The organism is Burkholderia sp. Ac-20365 (genome assembly GCF_017104715.1).
Lineage (GTDB): Bacteria > Pseudomonadota > Gammaproteobacteria > Burkholderiales > Burkholderiaceae > Paraburkholderia.
On sequence record NZ_JAAGPI010000001.1, the window covers coordinates 759,362 to 779,642 of the forward strand.

The window sequence follows — 20,281 nt, forward strand, 5'->3', positions numbered from 1 at the left end:
ACGCGAACGCCGTCAAGACGGTCCCTGACCGTCACCTTCTCGAAACAACGACTTCATACTCGGGCACCCACGTTACGCTCTGAACCTCAGCTATCTGATCTTGTATTGCGGGCCGCGGATCGTGGCGTGCGTCGAGATAGATGGGTGCATCGGCGCGCAGCGGCAACACGGTCAGTATCAACGGTTGCCGTGGATCGATTGTCACGTTGCGCACGCCGATCTGCCACGGCAAGCCGTTATAGAAATGATCGTCGATCAGATTCGCGCCTGAAAACAGCCGACCGATGTCGCCCGTGTAGCGGATCGACATATAGCCGTTGCTCAGGCCGGGTGCTGTCAACGCTTCTTCCGGGAGATCGATGCGCCATGCAGCGGCTTTGCCGAAGGTTTCGGGTACGGGTTCGACGGCTGCTTGCGCGGCGCCGCCTGTCGCGATGGGAGGCATCGTTCTCGCTTCGCGCAGAGGTGTCAGGTGAGGCTCGAACGCAACGGGCGGCACGGACACTGTGAAGCGCTGAAAGATGCCGCCGCGTTGCGTTTCCTTGAGGGCGTGCGTGGAGCCTGGCGCGTGCTGAAGAGGCGGATAGACGGCGATGTCAAAGGTCGCTTTTCCTGTCGAACGGAACACGAGTTCACCGTCGTTGCGCTCGAACGTTAGCGCATCGGTGAGAATCAAGCGGCGTTGGCCGTCGAACGGCAACACGCTGAGCCTTTCGATATCTTCGCGTGCAAGCGTGATGACCGTGATGCGCGTTTCGTCCCGGCATGTTGCGACGAATGCTTCGCCGGGTGTGGGGCGGACGAGTAGCGTGCCGTCTGCTTCGTGCGTGATCGCGGTGGTGCCCGACGTGACGTTCGTAACTGACGCGGCTTCGAACGCGAACTCGGGTGCGATGCCGCCGGTTGCGCAAAACACGTATGTGATGCCTTCCGGCGATTCGAGTTGCGTGACGGGCTGCGCAGTCGCGTAACGCAATTGCGCGTTGCCAAGTGCCAACCCGATTGGCCACACAAACGAAACACCCGATGCAATGTCGATTGGTGTTGCCGGTAGTGTGACCGTCCGCGTGGCAAGCTTCACGTTGAACTGCGCACCTTGTCGCGCAGGCAATGCGTGCTGCCGGACATGGCTGTTGAAGAACAGGAAGCCACGGTCGCCGTCCGCGCGCACGGAAAAGCGCGGTGTGTGCAGGTCATCCGCGCTGCGCGGCAAAACATCGGGTGCATACACTTCGCACGTCGCGAGCGAACTGCCCCAATGCTGAAGAAACAGGTGAAGCGCACGCAGCTTGCCAAGTACCGGATGCGCTTCGCCATTCGCACCGAACGGCGCCTGGAAATCATAGTTGACGATGGGCAGGTCGTTATAGCCGCCCGTCGCCGTCGACTCCTGTCCGTCCAGATCGCCCGGCGTATTACGGCCGCCATACAGCATGTAGTAGCCGTACAGATTCACACCCGAGCCGAGCTGCACGGGCAACATCGCGGCGATATCGTCGGGATCGAGCACGGGGCGCCGCCGGTACATCGTCGGCAAGCCGCCGCCGAATTCGGCGCCCAGGAAGGGCGTTTCGTGCGCTACGGCATCCGCATCGCCGGGTTCGCTGTTGTGCGTCTGTGCGCCGAGATCGCCGCCGACGCGGCTCGTGAAGCGAAATCCATACACCTCGTTCGGCGTGGACATTGCCGTCGACGTGCCCCAAGGCAAATCCGCGTAGCCGCCAAAAACAGGCGTGACTTCACGATGGGGAAACACGGCATTGTCCCAGCCCGTCACCGTGTACAGCGGTACGTCCAGTCCCGCTTCGCGCGCGAGGCGTTTGAGCGTTGCGATGTGCTCGCGTCCCTGTTGCGGGCCCGTGAGGTTGTATTCGTTCTCGAGTTGAATGCCGATGACGGGGCCGCCGTCCTTCCACAGCAAGCCATCGAGTTGCGCCGCGATCTCTTTGAAAAAACACTGCACATAGTGCAGATAGAGCGGATCGTCGCTGCGAGTCGGAACCTGATCAACGACCCAGGGGGGGATGCCGCCATAACGGACCTCGGCATGCACCCACGGCCCAATGCGAACGAACGCGAGCAGACCGCGTTGCGCGCAGCCTTCGATGAAACGCCGCAGATCGAGCCGCCCGCTCCAGTCGAATGTTCCAGAACGCGGCTCGTGATAACGCCAGATCACATACGACGACACGATGTCGACGCCCGCCGCCTTGACCTTAGCAAGTGCATCGTTCCATTGCGCATCGGGCACGCGAGCGTAGTGCAGTTCGCCCATCACGGGCAGCCACGGCTTGCCGTCGCGCGTCAGATAGCGGCTGTTGATGCCGATCGTCTTGCCGTCCGGTGAGGTATTTGCGCCCATTCGCAAAATGTCCTCGAGCGGCGCGACAGCAGGACGGCTCGCGTCGACGGTGAGCGTGACCGGCATCTGGCTCGGGCGATCCATTACGCGTCGATCCATGCGCAAACGTCTGCGGTGCCGAGCCTGCGCTGGCCGAGGACGAAACGGGCATCGACGGGCGCGGGCGCATCGACAGCGTCTGCGCCGAAGTTGAACGCGAACGTGATCTCGCCGCGACGACGCACGCGGAGGCCTTGCGGAAGATGTGTTACATCGAGACCCGCATCACGCGCCGCGCCTTCGAGCAACGCACGATGCAACGCGGCATCGAACCATGCGCCTGCGTAGCGCACATTGCCGCGCGCGACGATGGCTGGCCAGTTGTCATCGAAACGCGCGAGCACATCGAGACCATCACGCGTTTCTAGATGCTCGCGCCAGTGCAGTGCGATGCCTGTTGCGCCATCGAGTGTGGTCGAAGGTTGCAGCGTGGGCCGCAACGAATCGACTTCGAGCACCTTGAACGGCAACACCGATTGCAAAGCGCAGGGCGGCAACCGCGCGGGAATTGCGAAGTCCGTGGTCTTCGAACCGGTGCGCGGACCGATCACCCATTGCGCGGGCGATTGCTCGATCGTCTTTGTAAAACCTGCTGGCAACACTGCAAGACCCGGCACGACAATCAGCTTGTAGCCGGAAAAATCGGCATGCGTCGACACGATATCGACGTCGAGCGCCATTTCACGCAGCGTCCGGTAGTACTCGAACGCCAGCGTCTGATAGTCGAAACCCTTTGCGTGTCGCTGGATTTCGAACATCCATTGCGTCTCGTAGTCGAACACGAGCGCGACTTGTGCACGCGGCGCGGGACCGCTTTGCGCGAGCGTCGTCAGCGCCGCGGATTGCGCAATTTCCTGCGCGGCGCGTGCCACTTCACGGCCACCCGGCGAGAGCGTGTTGTCCGGTAGATTCAGACCAGAATGCATCTGTTCCTGCGCGAAGGGCGCCTGACGCCAGCGGAAGTACGACACCAGTTCGGCACCGTGCGCGAACGCCTCATAGGCCCACAGCCGCACCATGCCGGGCGCGGGCACGGGGTTCCACGGCGCCCAATTCACCGGACCCGCTTCCTGTTCCATGACCCAGAAGCGACCTTGGCCAATCGCGCGATAGCGGTCGTGATCGAAGGCGGAGACATCGGGATGCCCCGTACGCGCATAACGCGCTTTATCCTCTTCGCTCAACGCGATCACTTCCGTGCGCGCGATCGGATAGCTGTCCCACGTTGCCACGTCGATGCTGTTGTTCGCAGCGAAGCGATAGTGATCGAAGGTCGTGAAAAAGCCCATGAAGTTGTGCAGCATGTCCGCATCCGGCGCGTAACGGCGCAGCACATCGACCTGCTCGCGATGGAAGCTCGTCACTTCATCGGACATGAAGCGGCGGAAGTCGAGCAGGTGAATCGGGTTCGCGTCGGTTGGCGTGAGGTTCGGCAATTCGATCGAATCGAACGACAGATACTCCATGCTCCAGAACACGGTGCCCCAGCGCTGGTTCAGGTTGTCGACGGTTTCGTAACGTCGCGCGAGCCACGCCTGGAAGCGTGCGCGAGCCGCTCTGGAATAGCTCGGCACGGTTTCATGGCAGCCGAGTTCGTTATCCGTTTGCCACGCGACGACAGAAGGATGCGCGCCGTAGCGCTGCGCCATCGCGTCGACGATACGCAGACATTCGCGCCGATACGGCTCGCTGCATACGTCATAGTGACGACGCGATCCGCTATTCCATGTCGTGCCGTCGGCACGCACGGGCAGCATGTCGGGTATCGAATCGACGAGCCACTTCGGCGGCGAGGCCGTCGGCGTGCCGAGCACAATTTTCAGGCCCGCATCGGCGAGCGTCTTGACGGCGCGGTCCAGCCACGTCCATTCATAAACGCCCGCGCGCGGCTCCATGCGGCTCCATGCAAACTCGGCGATCCGCACATGCGTGATGCCGAGTTCGATCATCCGGCGCGCGTCGTCGGCCCACATCGTTTCCGGCCATTGTTCGGGGTAGTAGCAAACACCCAGTTGCATTGTCGATTTCTCCAGAGATCAGTTGTGGGCTGCCGGCGGTACGCGTCAGCCTTTGCTCGCGCCGAACGTCAGGCCCGCTACGAAGTGTTTTTGCATCGCGAAGAACATCAGCACGGAAGGCAGCGCGGCGAGCACGGAGCCTGCCGCGACGAGATTCCACGCGGTCGTCCATTGGCCTTTGAGTGCGGCCACACCGACCGTGATGGGCGCAGCGTCGTCGCCTTGCGTGAGGCACAGCGCCCAGAAATAGTCGTTCCAGACAAAAGTGAAGACGAGAATGCCGAGCGCGGCGAGTGCAGGGCGGATCAGCGGCAGCACGATGCGCGCATAGATGGTCCACTCGCTCGCGCCTTCGACGCGCGCCGCCTCGATCAGCTCGAACGGCAACTGCTTGATGAAGTTGCGCAGAAAGAGCGTGCAAAAGCCCGTCTGAAACGCGATATGAAAGATGATCAGCGCCCACACGGTGTTGAACAGTCCGACCTTCAACGCCATGTCGCGCACGGGAATCATCAGGATCTGCACCGGCACGAAGTTGCCCGCGACGAACGTAAACAGCACGATGATGTTGCCGCGAAACCGATACGTCGCGAGCGCGAAGCCCGCCATCGATGCGAGCAGAATCGCGCCGAGCACGGAAGGCACCGTAATCAGCACGCTATTGGCGAAGTAATGCAGCATCGGCGTTTGCGCGAGCGCGGTGCCGTAGTTGTCGAGCAGCGCGAAGTGTTTGGGCCACGTCCAGTAATCGCCCTGCGACAGTTCATCCGATGAGCGGATCGACGTCAGCAGCACGGCGAGCATCGGCAGCAGCCAGACGAACAGCGCGAGCGGCAGCGACGCCTTGTAGATCGCGCGATTCCAGGGTTTCCAGCGTTCGACGGGAAGCGGATACATGACAGTTCTCCTTGCGCGATGAATGAATCAGCGTTCTTCGCGCAGCATCCGGCGCAGATGGAACACGATGTAGACGAGCATGATCGCGAACAGCACGACAGCAATCGCGGCCGAATAGCCTTCGCGGTAGTACTTGATCGCCTGGTCGTACATGTAATAGGCGAGCACGGTGGAGCTGTCGAACGGACCGCCGCCGCTCATCACGGCGATCAGGTCGAAGCTGCGCAAGGCGCCAATCACCGTCAGCACGACGGCCATGAACGTGGCGGGCCGCAACTGCGGCAGGATCACGTGCCACAACAGTCGCCAGCCCTTTGCGCCTTCCATGCGCGCGGCTTCCACCACTTCAGGGTTGATCGACGTGAGGCCAGTGAGATACAGCACCATGCAATACGGCGTTTGCGGCCACAGCGCGGCGAACACAATGCCGAATGTCACCGTATGTGCATCGCCGAGCACGGGAATGCCGTGGCCGACAATCACTTTCAGCAAACCGAACGTCGGGTCGTAGAACCAGCTGAACACGAGCCCAACGACCACGCCCGACAGCACGAAAGGCGCAAAAAACAGCGACTTCACGACGCGCATGCCCTTGACCTGCTGGTTCAGATACAGCGCGAACAGCAGCCCCAGCGGCGGCGCAAGCAGGAAGAACACGAGCCAGATCAGGTTGTTCTTCAGCGCGACATAGAACGTATCGGCCTGGAACAACTCGGTGTAGTTGGCAAGGCCGATGAACGTCTTCTCCGTCATGCCATCCCAGTTGTAGAAGCTGAGCGCGATGCTGCTGAAGATCGGATAGATCACGCACAGCGCGAACAACGCGAAGCCCGGCAGCAGAAAAAAGAATGCTGCGCGATTGCGCGCACGCCCGGAAGCAGACGTGCGCCGGCTGCGCGCCGAAGGCAGGCGAGCGATAGACGTGGACATGATGAAACCTCTTTCGATGCTGCTCGCGCGTGTCGCAGCGAGCAGCCGATGATTCGTGGGCGCAGCAGCACATTCGCTGCGCCCGGCAGGCGGCCGTTTCGCTGCAGCCGCCTTCAGCCCATCACTTGTGATAGATGCGCTTGCGTGTCGCTTCGAGACGGGCCAGCAGCGAATCGATCTGCGACGGATCGTTGTAGAACTGCTGCATCGCCTTCATGCCTTCGTCGGCCATTTCCTTCGTCATGTCGCGGTCGTAGAACTGCGCGATGCCGCCCGTCGTGCTGGCGAGCGTCTGGAAGCCGACCTTGGAAATCGGATCGTCCGGTTCCGTCGCCTTGCTGTTCGACGGCAACTGGCCCCAGCCGCGCGCGAGATCCGCGTTGATTTCAGGCGTTTCCATGAATGCGAGCAGGCGTCGCGCGTCGGTCTTGTTCTTGGCCTTCGCGGGAAGCAGCAGTACGTTGACGGGACCGTCTTCCGCCATCGGAACCTTCGGATCGATCACCGGGAAGCGCATGAAGCCGATCTGATCCTTCACGCTCGACGGAATGCCTGCCGAGTAGAACGTGCCCATCAGCATCATCGCGGCCTTGCCGTTCGACAGGAACGGGCCGATCGAATCGAGGTCGTAGGAGAGCGCGTTGTCGATGTAGTAATGGTCGTCCATCAAGGTCTTCCACGTCGTGTAGACCTTCTTCACACGCGGATCGGTGTACGGCACTTCGCCTGCCATCAGCTTCTGGTGGAACGCGTTGCCGTTGATGCGCAGGTCGAGATAATCGAACCATGCAGCAAGCGTCCAGCTGTCGCGCGCGGCGACGGCAATCGGCGCAACGCCGCTAGCCTTGAGTTTCTTGCATGCGTCGAGAAATTCTTCCCACGTTTTCGGCTCGCTCTTGATGCCCGCCTTTTCGAACAGATCCTTGCGATAGAAGAAGCCGTATGCGTCATAGCCGAGCGGCGCCGCATACTGCTTGCCGTTGTATGTCGAGGCTTCCTTCACCGATGCGTACTGCTGGCTCCACCCGTTCTTTGCCCAGTCGCTGGAAAGGTCTTCGAGCAGGCCGCGCTTTGCGTAGTAAGCCATGCGCTCGCCGTCGTGCCACGACACGAGATCGGGCGGATCGGTGGCGAGCCAGCCGCCCATCTGCACCTTGTACGCTTCTTCGGTGATGTAGGTGATCTTCAGGTCGACGTCGGGGTTTGCCTTCTTGAACTTGTCGAAGGCGTCCTGCCACGTCGAGCGCTGGTTGCCGCGCGCCGATACGTTCACGTTCAACTGCCCGGCGTCCGCATTCGCGACGAAGCCCGACAGCAGCGCCGCCGAAACCGCGAGCACGGCCGTCACGGAGCGCGTGTTGAAAGAGGCGAGCCCAGCGATGCGGCTCAGGTGCGTGTTGATCATCGTGCTGTCTCCTTGAACTGCGTTGTTGGCCGGCCGCGCGATGCGGACAGCGATCTTCATGCCCACCGCGCCGGCTCTGTGGCCGGCTGTCTAGATCGGCGAACCCGGCAGGCGCGGTTCGCGTGGGTGCTTACGCGGTTTGCAATGCGACTGCTTGCGACTCGATCGCGACCGTGCGTTCCATTGCGATGCCTTCTTCATCGAACAGATGACAGGCGTCGGCGGGCACACGCAGCGCGAGTTGCTCGCCATTGCGGATCGACACATCGCCGGGTGCTTTGGCGATCAGCGTGCCGTCCGCGCATTCGACATGCACGTAGCTGTGCTCGCCGAGCTGCTCCGTAATCAACGATCTGACCGCGAGCGTCTGCGCATCGCCGTCGAGGCGGATGTGTTCGGGACGAATCCCGAGCGTAACGGGCTGGCTGCGCCTCAAGCGGGCGCCATCGACTTGCGCACGCAACAGCGCACCGCTTTGTTTGAGCCGGACTTGCACGTTGTCGCGCGAAATCGAATCGACTTCAGCGTCGACGAAATTCATACGTGGCGAGCCGATAAAGCCCGCAACGAATTTCGAGCGCGGCCGGTGATACAACTCGAGCGGCGCACCGACTTGCGCAATGCTGCCGAAGCGTTGCGTGTCCGCGCCTGCGTGGAGCAGCACGATCTTGTCGGCGAGCGTCATGGCTTCGATCTGGTCGTGCGTCACATACACCACGCTCGCCTGCGCAAAGCGCTGATGCAGCCGCGCGATTTCGATGCGCGTCTGGCCGCGCAGTGCCGCGTCGAGATTGGACAGCGGTTCGTCGAAGAGGAACACGCCCGGCTCGCGCACGATCGCGCGGCCAATCGCGACGCGCTGGCGCTGACCGCCCGAGAGCTCACGTGGTTTGCGTTCGAGCAGCGCGTCGAGTTGCAGCACGCGCGCAGCTTCACGCACCTTGCGGTCGACCTCGGCCTTCGGTGTTTTCGCGAGCTTCAGCCCGAACGCCATGTTTTCGTAGACCGACATGTGCGGGAAGAGGGCATAGCTCTGGAACACCATCGCCACGCCGCGCTCGGCAGCGGGGACGCCGTTCATCGACTGGCCGCCGATCGTCACGTCGCCGTCGGTCTGATCTTCGAGACCCGCGACGATGCGCAGCAGCGTGGACTTGCCGCAACCGGACGGACCGAGAAACACGCAGAACTCGTGCGCGCCAATTTCCAGGTTGAGGTTGCGGATGACGGGCGCGTTCGCGCCGAAGGTCTTCTGGATGTTCGCCAGGGAGATTGCAGACATGGTGTTTTCCCTGGATTTAAACGCTTAAATTCGCGTTGAAAAAAATCGCGCAGAGGCTTGCGCGGCGTGGATTTAAGCGTTTAAATTCGGGTGTGCTCGAAGAAGCGGTCATGTCTGTCTCCTGTCTCTTTGCGCTCAAAGTTATCAAAGCCTGCGATGAGTGTGCAACATCTGATTCGCTGTCTCTAAATATGGGATCTTTCTTAAACTTACCGGCATGGCGACATTAAGCGACGTCGCGCGACGCGCGCAGGTCACGGCGGCGACCGTTTCGAACGTACTGCGCAACCCGGACAAGGTGCGGCCCGAAACGGCCGAGCGCGTGATGCGTGCCATCCGCGATCTTGGCTACCGGCCGAACCTGAACGCACGCGCGTTAGCGGAAGGGCGCTCGCCGACGCTGGCGCTGATGCTGTCGAGCATCGCGAATCCGTTCTATCCGGAGTTCGTGCTGGCGGCCGAACGCGCGGCGCGGCGTGCGGGTTACTTCCTGATGGTGTGCAACACGGACGACGACGCGGAAATCGGCCGCGCGTATCTCACGCAGATTGCGGGCACGCTTGCTGAAGGCGTGCTCGTGCTCAACACGGATATCGCGATCAACGAACTGTGTCAGTCCGCGGCGGTCGGTGCGCCCATTGTGCTGAGCTTGTGGGAGCACCCTGAGCAACTGCCTGCGCTGCCGTGCGTCGCCGTCGATTTCGCGCATGCTGGCGCGCTTGCGGCGCGGCATCTGCTGGAGTTGGGGCATCGCGATATCGGTATGCTGGTCGGCGACGGGTGCGGCGGCTTGCAGGATGCGCGTGCAACGGGTTTCCGCGAAGTGATGCGTGAAGCTGGGCTCGAACCTGACGATGCCGCCGTGCTGCAGATTCCCGATACGATCGATGCGGGCTTTACCGCTTGCATGGAATTGATGGAGCGCGAGCCGCATCTGAGCGCGCTCTTCGCGACGAACGATCTGCTGGCGATCGGCGCGCTGCAGGCGCTGGCCACGTTAGGCCGCAAAGTGCCCGACGATGTGTCCGTCATCGGGATTACGGATATTCAGCTTGCGCATCAGGTGCGGCCGTCGCTGACCACTGTGGCGATCAATACGGAAGCGATCGCGCGGGCTTCGATTGAGCTGCTGATACGGTTGATTCATGAGCCGCATGGCGACGCGCAACCGCCTGCTGTGATCGCGCCTTTGCCAACGCTGGTGAGGCGGCAGTCGACGTGACATGATCAACCGCCTGCTGAACCGTGTCCGCCACCGCCACCATGCCCGCCACCGCCTTCGCCGCCGCCGTGTCCCGACATGAAGCCTCCGCGAGAGATCGCGTGACTCTCCGAGAACGACACGGACGCCGGTGACTTGTTGAACGCACTCGACCCGGAGCCGAGAGAGCTTTCCCGCATCACGAGCGAGGTCATCGTTCCGTGCGGAGTCAGCGGGACGCCGCCGGTCGTATGCGTGCCATTGCTGTGATAAACCGCGCCTTCCTCGGTGTAGTACGGGCCATACCAGCCCGACTCGGCGCTCGCCGTGCGTTTTGCGCCGCCGTATCCGCCGCCGTGTGCGCCTCCACTTCCGCCCGAGTGTGAGGTGTTCGACGCGGCCTGAGGTGAGATGGCCTGCGTATCCGATGCGTCCGATGCTGCTGCCGCCCCGACCCTTTCGCCTTCGACGAACTGGCAGTCGCCGGGATTGTTCCAGTCCTCGAGACACGCTTCGCGCGTCGCATAGCGCACCCGTTCGACGTTCACGACGGACTCGCCGGGGCTCGAATCGCAGCCGTGCAGAATGGCAACCGAGGCCGCGATGCCGCCCGCACCGACCAGCAGAAGCAAAGGCGTCTTGCGGTTATGCAGCGGCGTAGCGTTCTTGTTTGCTTTCGGAAAAACGGTCTTCTTCTTTTGATTCATCGTACTTCAGGTTCGAACGAGATAGTGTGGTACGAAGTTCGACGTGTTCGTGGCAATCGGTCCGGATTGCTCGCGCACGCACAGGCCTGCGGGCGCGTCGTCGACGATCCAGGCGCCTAGTGTCACGAAGCGGTCGCCGAAGCGGGGCGTCGGCGACCATGCCTGATAGATGAAGCCTTCGCGGCCGTATTCGCCGCCCGTCTCGATTCTCCCGTCTGGCGTGACGAGCGTGACGTTGGCGCCTTCGCGGGACAGCAGGGGTTTCTTTGCGTACGGGCGTCTGCTGAAATGAGCCTCGTAAAACGACGCTTCAAGCAGATTCGGATGATCGGGAAACATCTCCCAGAGAATCGGCAAGATGCCTTTATTGGAAAGCACGGCTTTCCACGGCGGCTCGGCCCAGCGGCAACGATCGTTGAAGAGATCTTTTGCATAGGCCGAGGTCGCCATCCATTCCCACGGGAAGAGCTTGAACATCAGTTCGATCGTGCTGCCTTCGAGATCGACGAAGTTGCCGCGTCCGTCTACCCCGATGTCCTTCATATCGATCAGCTTGACGGCCCATCCGGCCTGGATCGCGGTATCCATCAGGTACTCGACATTGCAGACATCTTCCTGGCTGTCGAACATGCAGGCAAAGTGCAGGCACTGCCTGTCCGCATAGTGTCGGCGCAAGAAGCCCCAACGCGCGACCAGCGACTCGTGCAGGCTGTTGAACTGATCGTCGGCGGGGCGCACGTCTTCTTTCCAGAACCACTGCGCAAGGCTTGCTTCGATGATCGACGTCGGCGTGTCCGCATTGAATTCGTACATCTTTGGCGTGCCGTTAGCGTCGAGCGTCAGATCGAAACGGCCGTACAGCGTAGGGTCATCGCGTTCCCATGACGTGCGGATCCATTGCGCAAAGGTCGATGAAATGCCGAGCCGGTAGAACAGGTCGTGGTCGATCACATAGTCGACGGCCGCAAGACAGCAGCGGTTCAGTTCGAGCGCGGCGGAATAGATCGACTCGACTTCGGCTTCGGAAAACCGGTAGGCAATATCTTCGCGCCAATAGACGAATGTATGCTGATCGACGGGCTGCGCAATGTTGTCTTCATCGAGCGAATGAAAATGAAAGCCGATTGATTCGAGGCGTGCCGGCCAGTCCGCGCGAGGTGCCTGTGCGATACGTTCCATGCGTTGTCAGATGCTGATGATTGCTTCGGGTTCGTGCGCCTGATGCGATTCGAGTGAATGCCGAGGCTGCAGAAACTCGCGCAGCACGAGATCTCGCTTCAGTGGATCCGGCGTCCAATCTGTATATCGGCACTGGATTGGTTCCCAATAGGGAAGAACTGCTTCGAGCAGCGCGACGTGATCGAGATGGTCGGATTCGACGATCCCCGCACGCGGGTGATCGAGCATCCACTTCATGCCGCCAACAATGCTCGATACGACCTGAAGGCTCGTCGCGTTGTTCAAGGGCGCAACGGCGCGTGCCCGGTCTATCGAAAGCGCCGATCCAAGCCAGAGAGAAACGCCCAGACCGCTCATGACCAGAACGCCTAGTTCGTCGATGCCGTCGGCAATGTCATGCTTGAGAACCCGTTGATGCTCGGGTGAACTGTGCGCAATCTCTGGAAGGAGCGAAAGCGATTGGATCGCCGAATCCGTTGGCCGATACGCGTAATACACAGTGGGACGGTAGGCAACGTTTCCGCCGTTTTCGAGCGTCAGATAGTCCGCGATCGAAATCGATTCGTTATGCGTCAGCACGCAGGCAGAAAATTCACCGTGCAATGGCGTCCAGGTCTTGACGACGGTCTCGTGACCGCGTGTATCCAACTGGATCGCAGCGCGGCAACCGTCGCGATGCGTGCGCGCATTCACGGGCAGTGAGCCTTCGTGCGTTCCCCATCCAAGCTCGGCCTCTTGCAGGCATTCGGCAACAAAGCCATCCACCGACCACGTGTTGACGAACACACCGGGATCTCGATGCGCCAGCGTGCGTTGCGTATCGCGTTCGGATATCTGGATCACACGAACGTCGAGTTGTGCGGCCAGTGCGGCCCATTCGGAACGGGTTGCGGGCGTGCGAAGGTCGTCCGGTTGCGCGATGAGCTTGCGCGCCATTTCGAGCAAGGCAGCTTTGACGAGCACGGAAACGAAACCGGGATTCGCGCCGTGTGCTACCAACGCGGTCGGTGTGTTGCCATTATTTCGCTTGAGCGTGAGCATCTGTTCACGCAGCGCATAGTTCGATGTCGATGAAGCGGAAGCGAGGTCGTATTCCCACGGCTCGATACCCGTGTCGAGATACAGTGCGTCCGCCTCGTGTGCAAGCCGGATCAGCGCGCAGCTACTGACGGCGGAAGCCAGATTGAGTAGAAAGTCGCCCGGAGAAAGAAGCGGATACAGTCCGTTCCGGAAGTTCGATTCCGTAATACGGCTTGTTATAAGCGTGATACCTAATGCTTTAGCAAGATCGACTCGTTCAGGATTGCCGTGTTGGTCGACGGCAATGATGGGCCATTGCGGAAATGTTCGTTGAAGCAAGGGAATGACTGCCTGCCCGATATTCCCGAAACCGATGATGACAACTTTGCGTGCGTTTTGCATTAATAGAGTTGGTCTGATGACGACGCAGACGCAAGCATACGCTGGATTCAGGGAAAATCTGTCAAATCGCTGGTCGATGTAAAGTGCCTTGATAGAGAATTCACTGAACGTCTCCTTTTCGAAGATCTTCCCAACTCAAGTCGAAACGCGCTAAATACTTGCGCAGGCGATCCGCGTCGTTAGGTTGTTTCTTGTTTGCGCGGGAGACCGCGAAGAGTGTGCGGCCCGCATCCGAAAGACTCGATGACGTGCGACAAATGTCGATGACTTTTGCGAGTTGCACGCGGTCGAACAGATCGATATCGGCAGCCCGCACGCCCATCACAGCGTCCACCAGATCGGATAGCGTTTCGTCATTCGACCAGGTGCGATTGAGTCTTTCGACCTCTTCAGCGGCGATGTCCTCGGTGATGCGCCCGGCGTCGGCGAGCGTGGCCATGCGCGTAACGGAGGCGGACAATTCGCGGAAATTCCCCGGCCATGCCGCACGCCCGGCGGCCGCAAAGGCCAGATAGCGACGCTTCGCTTCGACATTGAAGCGCACCCGTTCGCCTTGCTCTTGCCCGAAACGATCGAGCTCGAAATCCAGATTTGGCTCGATATCCTCCCGGCGCGACGCCAGCCCGGGAAGCTCGTAAGTCCAGAGATTGATCCGCGCGTACAGGTCCTCGCGAAACGTACCAGCGGCCACCATTTTTCGCAGATCACGATGCGTGCCGGCGATAAGCTGGAAATCGCTCGTGACCTCGACATCCGAACCGACCGGCAAGAAGCGCTTTTCTTCGATTGCCTTCAGCAGCATCGCCTGTTCGTCGAGTCCCAGTTCACCGATCTCATCGAGAAAGAGCAGGCCGCCGTCTGCCGCTCGCAGCAGCCCTGCGCGAGCGTTCAGCGCGCCGGTGAACACGCCTTTCACATGACCGAACAAGGTCGACATCGCGGCGTCGCCACGCAACGTCGCGCAATTGATTTCGATGAATTGTCCAGTCAGGCGGTGCCGCGCACGCTTCAGTTCATAGACGCGTTTGGCAAGGAACGACTTGCCTGCGCCAGTGGGTCCAACGAGCAGCATCGGTGCACGGGAGCGCACTGCAACCCGTTCGAGTTGTTCGATCAGCGTGTTGAATTGTGCGTTGCGCGTCGCGATACCGGCTTTCAGGAATGAGACCGTTTCGTCTCGTTCACGTGTGAATCGCTGCGCAATGCGGTTGTAGCGCGACAGATCGAGATCGATCACCGACACGGTGCCTGCGTTAGCCGGGCCTTCATCTGTTTGGCGCGGCGGCGCAGTTTGCACGAGCCGCGCCGGGAGATAACGCGCTTCCGCGAGCAGAAACCAGCAGATCTGCGCGACGTGTGTGCCCGTTGTGATGTGGACCAGATAGTCTTCACGATCGAGATCGAACGGATAGGCGCGCGCAAAATCATGCAACGTCGCGTAGACCTCCTCGAAGTCCCACGGGTCCTGAATTGCAAGCGGCGTGAGGCGCACCTCGGTATGCGGGCAGCGGTCGGCCAGGTCGTCCTTGATGCGATTCGCGAGCCGCTCGAAGCTCGGCGGATGCAGCAGTTCGAGTCGGTCGATTGCCTGAGTGGGTTGATCGCATAGGCAGATGGTCGGCCGCCACTTGCGCCATCGCCGGGCGCCGCTGCCGAGGTCCAGCACTGTCCCGAGAAAACCGATAGCGACCGTCTTGCGCATTGGATTTATCCGTTTTTATAGAAGACTATCGAATAATATCATTTTGAGTTGAACACCTTACCCGACCCGGGTACTGCCGCAAGCTCGTTTGGACGCGCAAATCTCTTTTGATTCAACTGGTTGTGTGCACGGCGCGATTCGCGTGTGCCACGTTGGCACGTTGCTCGCTATATATGCTCCCGCCGGATGCCCCGCTGGTCCACGAGCCGAGGTTCCAGAAGCCTCGCTGGTGCGCGTTTGCCGAACACCGTTCGTCGCAATTGCGTATGTCGCCATGGGCAAATGAAGGTGCAGATGTGCTGGTGTCTCGCCTGGGTTCGATTCCCGGGGCATCTACCAGGTTCGATAGCTCAACGGTGGAGCAATCGGCTGCGGTCGATTGGTAGCGGGTTCGAATCCCGCTCGAACGCTGTCTTCAACGACAGTCCTGTAACGAAGCAGTACCCGCCGGCGCGGGCCGCGAGGCCCGCCGCGCGTCGGACCGGTCATGGTCCCGCGTGAGCAGCCAGGTGTCGGGAGGCACGCGCAAGCGTGGCACACCGCTCGCGAATTCCGGGCCGTGCGTCGCGTTTGCGAGTTCTCCCGCCGCCCGCCTGTTCGCGCCGCTCCGCGATCCGTGTGACGCGCGCAGCCGGTGGTCGAATAAAAAAGGATAAAAAGATGTGGAAGCGATATGTAGTGAAGAAGAATGAGCGTGCGCTGTTGCTGAGCGAAGGCGACTTTGTGAAGGTGCTTGAACCGGGCGTGTTCAAGGCTTTTGACCCGTTCAACCGGCTTACGGTGAAGACCGTGAGTGTCGATGCCCCGCTGGCCGATGCGTTGCTTGGCGACTATTTGCGGCGGCAGGCTCCGGACGTCGTCGCACAGCACTTCGTTGCGATGGACCTGGCGGACGACGAAGCCGGCTTGCGCTATGAGAACGGCTCGCTGGTCGAACTGCTGCCGCCTGGCACACGCAGGCTCTATTGGCGTGGGCTTGTCGAGCATCGCCTCGAACGCGTGAATCTTGCGAGCAACTGCGAGATGCCAGACACGCTGGTTCAGCGCCTCCTGCAGCCGGCGCTACGCGCACGCGGCATGGCGGGGCTGAACGGCGCGTTGCTCGTCCAGGTGGCGGCGTACAACGTCGGTGTTCTGAAAATCGACGGTAAGGTGGAGCGACTGCTCGAGGCAGGAATGTTCGGCTTCTGGCGCTATAACCGCGATATCAGCGTTGAGCTCGTCGATCTGCGCATGCAGGCGCTCGAAGTGAGCGGGCAGGAAATACTCACGCGCGACAAGGTCGCATTGCGGCTGAATCTCGCAGCGACGTGGCGCTTTGCAGATGTATTGCGCGCGTTCTCGTACTTGCAAAAGCCTGTGGAGCATCTGTATCGCGAGTTGCAGTTTGCCTTGCGTGCCGCGGTCGGCACACGCACGCTCGATGAGTTGCTGGAAGACAAGCAGATGATCGATGAGGTCGTCACCGCGCAGGTTTCGGCGCGGCTTGCCGAAGCGGGCGTCGAGGTATGCAGTGTTGGCGTCAAGGACATCGTGCTTCCGGGCGATATGAAGACGATCCTCGCGCAGGTGGTCGAAGCCGAGAAGGCTGCGCAGGCGAACGTGATCCGGCGCCGCGAAGAAACCGCGGCAACGCGGTCGCTGCTGAACACGGCGAAGGTCATGGAGGAAAATCCGACCGCGTTGCGTTTGAAGGAACTGGAAACGCTGGAGCGGATTGCGGAACGGATCGACCGGATCTCGGTGTTCGGTGGACTCGATCAGGTGCTCAACGGACTGGTGAGCATCAAGGCGGGTCAGTAACACATGAGCGCGGCGGCACACCCGCCGCGCCTGGAAAGGGATGCATACAAAATGAGCAAGACAATGAGCTACACGACGGATGACAAAGACTACCAGGTGATGGAACTGGCAAACGGCAAGCCGGTGAAGATGTGGACGCAAGGCGTTGACGTCGAAGACGATGCACGCATGCAATTGAGCAATACCGCGCAGATGCCGTTCATTTTCCGTCACCTCGCCGTCATGCCGGATGTGCACCTGGGCAAGGGGTCGACCATTGGCAGTGTGATTCCGACGCAAGGCGCGATTATCCCGGCCGCGGTTGGCGTCGATATTGGTTGCGGGATGATGGCTGTCCGTACCTCGCTCACGGCTGGCGATTTGCCGGACTCGCTCGCCGGACTGCGCGGCGAGATCGAGCGCGCGGTGCCGCATGGTCGTGTGCCGGGGCGCCGCGACCCGGGCGCATGGGGCGAGCGCGCGCCGCAGCCGGTGAGCGACGTATGGAAGACGTTGGCAGACGGCTTCAGGACGATCACACAAAAGTATCCGCAGCTGGAGAAGACCAACAACTACTCGCATCTGGGTACGTTGGGTACAGGCAATCACTTCATCGAAGTGTGCCTCGATGAGGCGGAGCGCGTGTGGTTCATGCTGCACAGCGGCTCGCGCGGAGTCGGCAATGCGATCGGGAATCTGTTCATCGAACTCGCGCAAGCCGACATGCGTCAGCACATCGCGAACCTCCCGGATCGAAACCTCGCGTATTTCGAGGAAGGTAGCCGGCACTTCGACGATTACGTCGGCGCCGTGAGCTGGGCGCAGGAATACGCGCGCCGCAACCGTGAGGTGATGATGGGTGCAGTGATCGGCGCGGCGCACAAGGCGATCGGCAAGGCGTTCAGTGTCGATGAACATGCGGTGAACTGTCACCACAACTATGTTCAGAAGGAGCGCCACTTCGGCGCCGATGTCTTCGTAACGCGCAAGGGCGCTGTGTCGGCGCAGAAGGGGCAGCTTGGGATCATCCCGGGATCGATGGGCGCGAAGAGCTTCATCGTGCGCGGGCTCGGTAATACAGAGAGTTTTTGCTCCTGCAGTCACGGCGCAGGGCGCTCGATGAGCCGCACGGAGGCCAAGCGTCGCTTCACCGTGGCGGACCATGTGCGAGTCACGGCGCATGTCGAATGTCGCAAGGATGCTGGCGTGATCGATGAGATTCCGATGGCCTACAAGGACATCGATGCCGTGATGGCCGCGCAGCGTAGCCTGGTGGAAATTGTGCACACCTTGCGTCAGGTGGTGTGCGTGAAGGGATAGGGCAGGCTCGCGTGGTGCAATCCACGCGAGTATGAAAAAGGTAGAACAGGAAATGAAATCCGAAAACATGACAAAGGTGCGCTACACGCACCCGGTGGATCCCACCGTGCGAAAGCGCGTGATGGAGGAACTGGACCACGTTGAGCGTACGTTCGGGGTAAAGGTGCTTTATGCATGCGAGTCGGGCAGCCGGGGCTGGGGTTTCGCATCGCCCGACAGCGACTACGACGTGCGCTTTCTGTATGTGCACGCGCGCGACTGGTATCTCAAGGTCGAGCCGCAGCGCGACGTCATCGAGCGGCCGCTAGACGACGTGCTCGATGTGAGCGGCTGGGAGTTGCGCAAGGCATTGCAACTGCTGCATCGCTCGAATCCGACGTTGCTCGAATGGCTGGATTCACCCGTGGTTTATCGCGAGGATGGGCACTGGACACCGCGGCTGCGTGGTCTCGCCGACGCGTTTTTTTCTCCAATGCGCGGGCGGCATCACTATCTGTCGATGGCGAAGAAAAATTTTCGCGGCTACCTGCAGGACGAAACGGTGCGCTACAAGAAGTATCTCTATGTGCTTCGACCGTTGCTTGCCGTGCGCTGGATCGATGCCGGTCTCGGCATGCCGCCGATGCGGTTCGCCGACCTCGTCGCGGGGACGGTCCATGATTCCGCACTGCTCGCCGAGGTCGACGAGTTACTCGAGTTGAAGATGAAGGCGAACGAGAGCGAGTATGGGCCACGACGCCCGGCGATCCACGCGTTCGTACAGGCGATGCTCGACGACGCCGCGCATGACCGCGAGTACAAGCGGCCTTATGGGGATGTCGGCATGCTGGATGCTTTTCTGTGGGACGTGTTGACGCATGATGCGTAGTGAAGAGCAGGCGCGACGATATCGCGCCTGCTGTTTTCCGTCAGATGCACGTGCGGTTGCGCGATGAACCAAGCCGATCGTCGCAACGCGCGAAGCATGTCATCATGTCGGCGCCTGACAATTCGACGCGTCCATTCCACCCAATGAACCTCAGAGCGCTTCAATGTTTCGTCACGCTCGCTGAAGAACTGAACTTCAGCCGCGCCGCCGAGCGTCTGCATATCGCGCAACCCGCGCTTAGCCAGCAGATCCGCGCGCTCGAAGAGCGGCTTGGCACACAACTGATCGACCGCACGCGCAGGCCGTTGCGGCTGACGGAAGCGGGGCAGTATCTGAGCACCGAAGCAAAACAGATACTCGGTTCGCTCGAACAGGCGACGCTCGGCGCGCTCGAAATCGGCATGGGCCGGCGCGGTTGGCTGAGCGTCGGCTTCACGCGCTCGGCGATGTACAGCATCTTGCCACCCGCGCTAAAGGCATTTCATCGCGAGTTCCCACAGGTCGAACTGAAGCTCTACGAAATGCTCACCGACGAACAGACCGACGCGCTGCGCGACATGCGCATTCACGTCGGCATCGGGCGGCAACCGGTGACGATGGCGGGTTATGCGTCGCGTGTGCTGTTGCGCGAGCAACTCGTCATCGTGATGGCGCTGGATCATCCCCTTGCAAAACGAAAGAAAGTCACCATCGCCGAACTGGCCGATACGCCGTTGATCCTGTATCCCAAGCATCAGAATGCGCAGTACAAGCGCTCGGTGCTGTCGCTCTATCGCGATGCGGGCGTGACGCCGTTCGTCGCGCACCAGGCTTACGAAATACAAACAGCCATTGCGCTCGTTGCTGCAGGGCTGGGCGTGACGGTGGTGGGGGAGTCGGTGGCACGGCATGGCCGCACCGACGTCGTATTCCGCCATCTCACAGGCCCGGGCTCATCGCAGCGCTCGACGCTCGCCGCCACCTGGCGCACCGACGACACGTCGCCGCATCTGCTCGCCTTCCTGCGCTGCCTTCCGCCGCCGCTCGACGACGACGGCACACTATAAGACGAACCTTATACAAGCATAAGCATCTCGTCTTGGACTTCCTGCCTGCGCGTTCATACCATCGAACAGGTAGCTGATGCTGTATTCGCGATCCGCGAGTACCGCGCTCAGTCCACAGGAA

Annotated in this window: 15 protein-coding genes and 1 tRNA gene; 6 read left to right on the forward strand and 10 right to left on the reverse strand. The window is 61.0% G+C overall.

The features are described 5' to 3' along the window. Window positions 1–31 precede the first annotated feature (31 nt). From G3O01_RS03280 to ugpC, 6 genes are all read right to left on the reverse strand, one after another. A complete protein-coding gene (locus G3O01_RS03280) occupies window positions 32–2,446 on the reverse strand; it encodes a beta-galactosidase (protein WP_241023580.1) in 2,415 nt (804 codons plus the stop codon). Beyond that, window positions 2,446–4,419: a beta-galactosidase gene (locus G3O01_RS03285; RefSeq protein WP_205802992.1), complete on the reverse strand. Its 1,974-nt coding sequence runs from the start codon at window positions 4,417–4,419 to the stop codon at window positions 2,446–2,448. The genes G3O01_RS03280 and G3O01_RS03285 overlap by 1 nt, the downstream gene beginning before the upstream one ends. A gap of 45 nt (window positions 4,420–4,464) precedes the next feature. Then, window positions 4,465–5,316 (reverse strand): carbohydrate ABC transporter permease, encoded by an 852-nt coding sequence (locus G3O01_RS03290; protein ID WP_205802993.1) that lies wholly within the window; start codon window positions 5,314–5,316, stop codon window positions 4,465–4,467. A gap of 27 nt (window positions 5,317–5,343) precedes the next feature. Beyond that, the gene (locus G3O01_RS03295) at window positions 5,344–6,246 is read right to left on the reverse strand and encodes a sugar ABC transporter permease (protein ID WP_205802994.1); all 903 of its coding nucleotides are present in this window, start codon (window positions 6,244–6,246) and stop codon (window positions 5,344–5,346) included. Window positions 6,247–6,367: 121 nt separating this feature from the next. After that, window positions 6,368–7,651, reverse strand: coding sequence for an extracellular solute-binding protein (locus G3O01_RS03300; RefSeq protein ID WP_241023634.1), 1,284 nt, complete (start codon window positions 7,649–7,651; stop codon window positions 6,368–6,370). A gap of 130 nt (window positions 7,652–7,781) precedes the next feature. After that, complete coding sequence (ugpC, locus tag G3O01_RS03305; protein ID WP_205802995.1) at window positions 7,782–8,933, reverse strand: sn-glycerol-3-phosphate ABC transporter ATP-binding protein UgpC; 1,152 nt, start codon at window positions 8,931–8,933, stop codon at window positions 7,782–7,784. Window positions 8,934–9,150: 217 nt separating this feature from the next. On the opposite strand from ugpC, the gene G3O01_RS03310 reads away from it, so the two are divergent. Beyond that, window positions 9,151–10,155 carry a LacI family DNA-binding transcriptional regulator gene (locus G3O01_RS03310; RefSeq protein ID WP_205802996.1) on the forward strand — a complete coding sequence of 335 codons (1,005 nt, stop codon included), beginning with the start codon at window positions 9,151–9,153 and terminating at the stop codon, window positions 10,153–10,155. A gap of 5 nt (window positions 10,156–10,160) precedes the next feature. Here the strand turns inward: G3O01_RS03310 and G3O01_RS03315 are convergent, their stop codons facing one another. The 4 genes from G3O01_RS03315 to rtcR form a co-directional block, all read right to left on the reverse strand. After that, window positions 10,161–10,841: a hypothetical protein gene (locus tag G3O01_RS03315; protein WP_205802997.1), complete on the reverse strand. Its 681-nt coding sequence runs from the start codon at window positions 10,839–10,841 to the stop codon at window positions 10,161–10,163. A 6-nt stretch (window positions 10,842–10,847) separates the two neighbouring features. Beyond that, complete coding sequence (locus G3O01_RS03320; RefSeq protein ID WP_205802998.1) at window positions 10,848–12,020, reverse strand: glutathionylspermidine synthase family protein; 1,173 nt, start codon at window positions 12,018–12,020, stop codon at window positions 10,848–10,850. A 6-nt stretch (window positions 12,021–12,026) separates the two neighbouring features. Continuing rightward, window positions 12,027–13,442: a saccharopine dehydrogenase NADP-binding domain-containing protein gene (locus G3O01_RS03325; protein WP_205802999.1), complete on the reverse strand. Its 1,416-nt coding sequence runs from the start codon at window positions 13,440–13,442 to the stop codon at window positions 12,027–12,029. A gap of 100 nt (window positions 13,443–13,542) precedes the next feature. Continuing rightward, window positions 13,543–15,144, reverse strand: a complete 1,602-nt coding sequence (gene rtcR / locus G3O01_RS03330) for an RNA repair transcriptional activator RtcR (RefSeq protein WP_205803004.1) — start codon at window positions 15,142–15,144, stop codon at window positions 13,543–13,545. Between the two features lie 339 nt (window positions 15,145–15,483). On the opposite strand from rtcR, the gene G3O01_RS03335 reads away from it, so the two are divergent. From G3O01_RS03335 to G3O01_RS03355, 5 genes are all read left to right on the forward strand, one after another. After that, a tRNA-OTHER gene (locus G3O01_RS03335) sits at window positions 15,484–15,555 on the forward strand. A 249-nt stretch (window positions 15,556–15,804) separates the two neighbouring features. Then, window positions 15,805–16,947, forward strand: a complete 1,143-nt coding sequence (locus G3O01_RS03340) for a slipin family protein (RefSeq protein WP_205803006.1) — start codon at window positions 15,805–15,807, stop codon at window positions 16,945–16,947. 63 nt (window positions 16,948–17,010) lie between these two features. Next, window positions 17,011–18,246: an RtcB family protein gene (locus G3O01_RS03345; protein WP_205803120.1), complete on the forward strand. Its 1,236-nt coding sequence runs from the start codon at window positions 17,011–17,013 to the stop codon at window positions 18,244–18,246. A gap of 52 nt (window positions 18,247–18,298) precedes the next feature. Further along, window positions 18,299–19,114, forward strand: coding sequence for a nucleotidyltransferase domain-containing protein (locus G3O01_RS03350; RefSeq protein WP_205803008.1), 816 nt, complete (start codon window positions 18,299–18,301; stop codon window positions 19,112–19,114). A gap of 143 nt (window positions 19,115–19,257) precedes the next feature. Next, a complete protein-coding gene (locus G3O01_RS03355; protein ID WP_205803010.1) occupies window positions 19,258–20,160 on the forward strand; it encodes a LysR family transcriptional regulator in 903 nt (300 codons plus the stop codon). Window positions 20,161–20,281 lie beyond the last annotated feature (121 nt).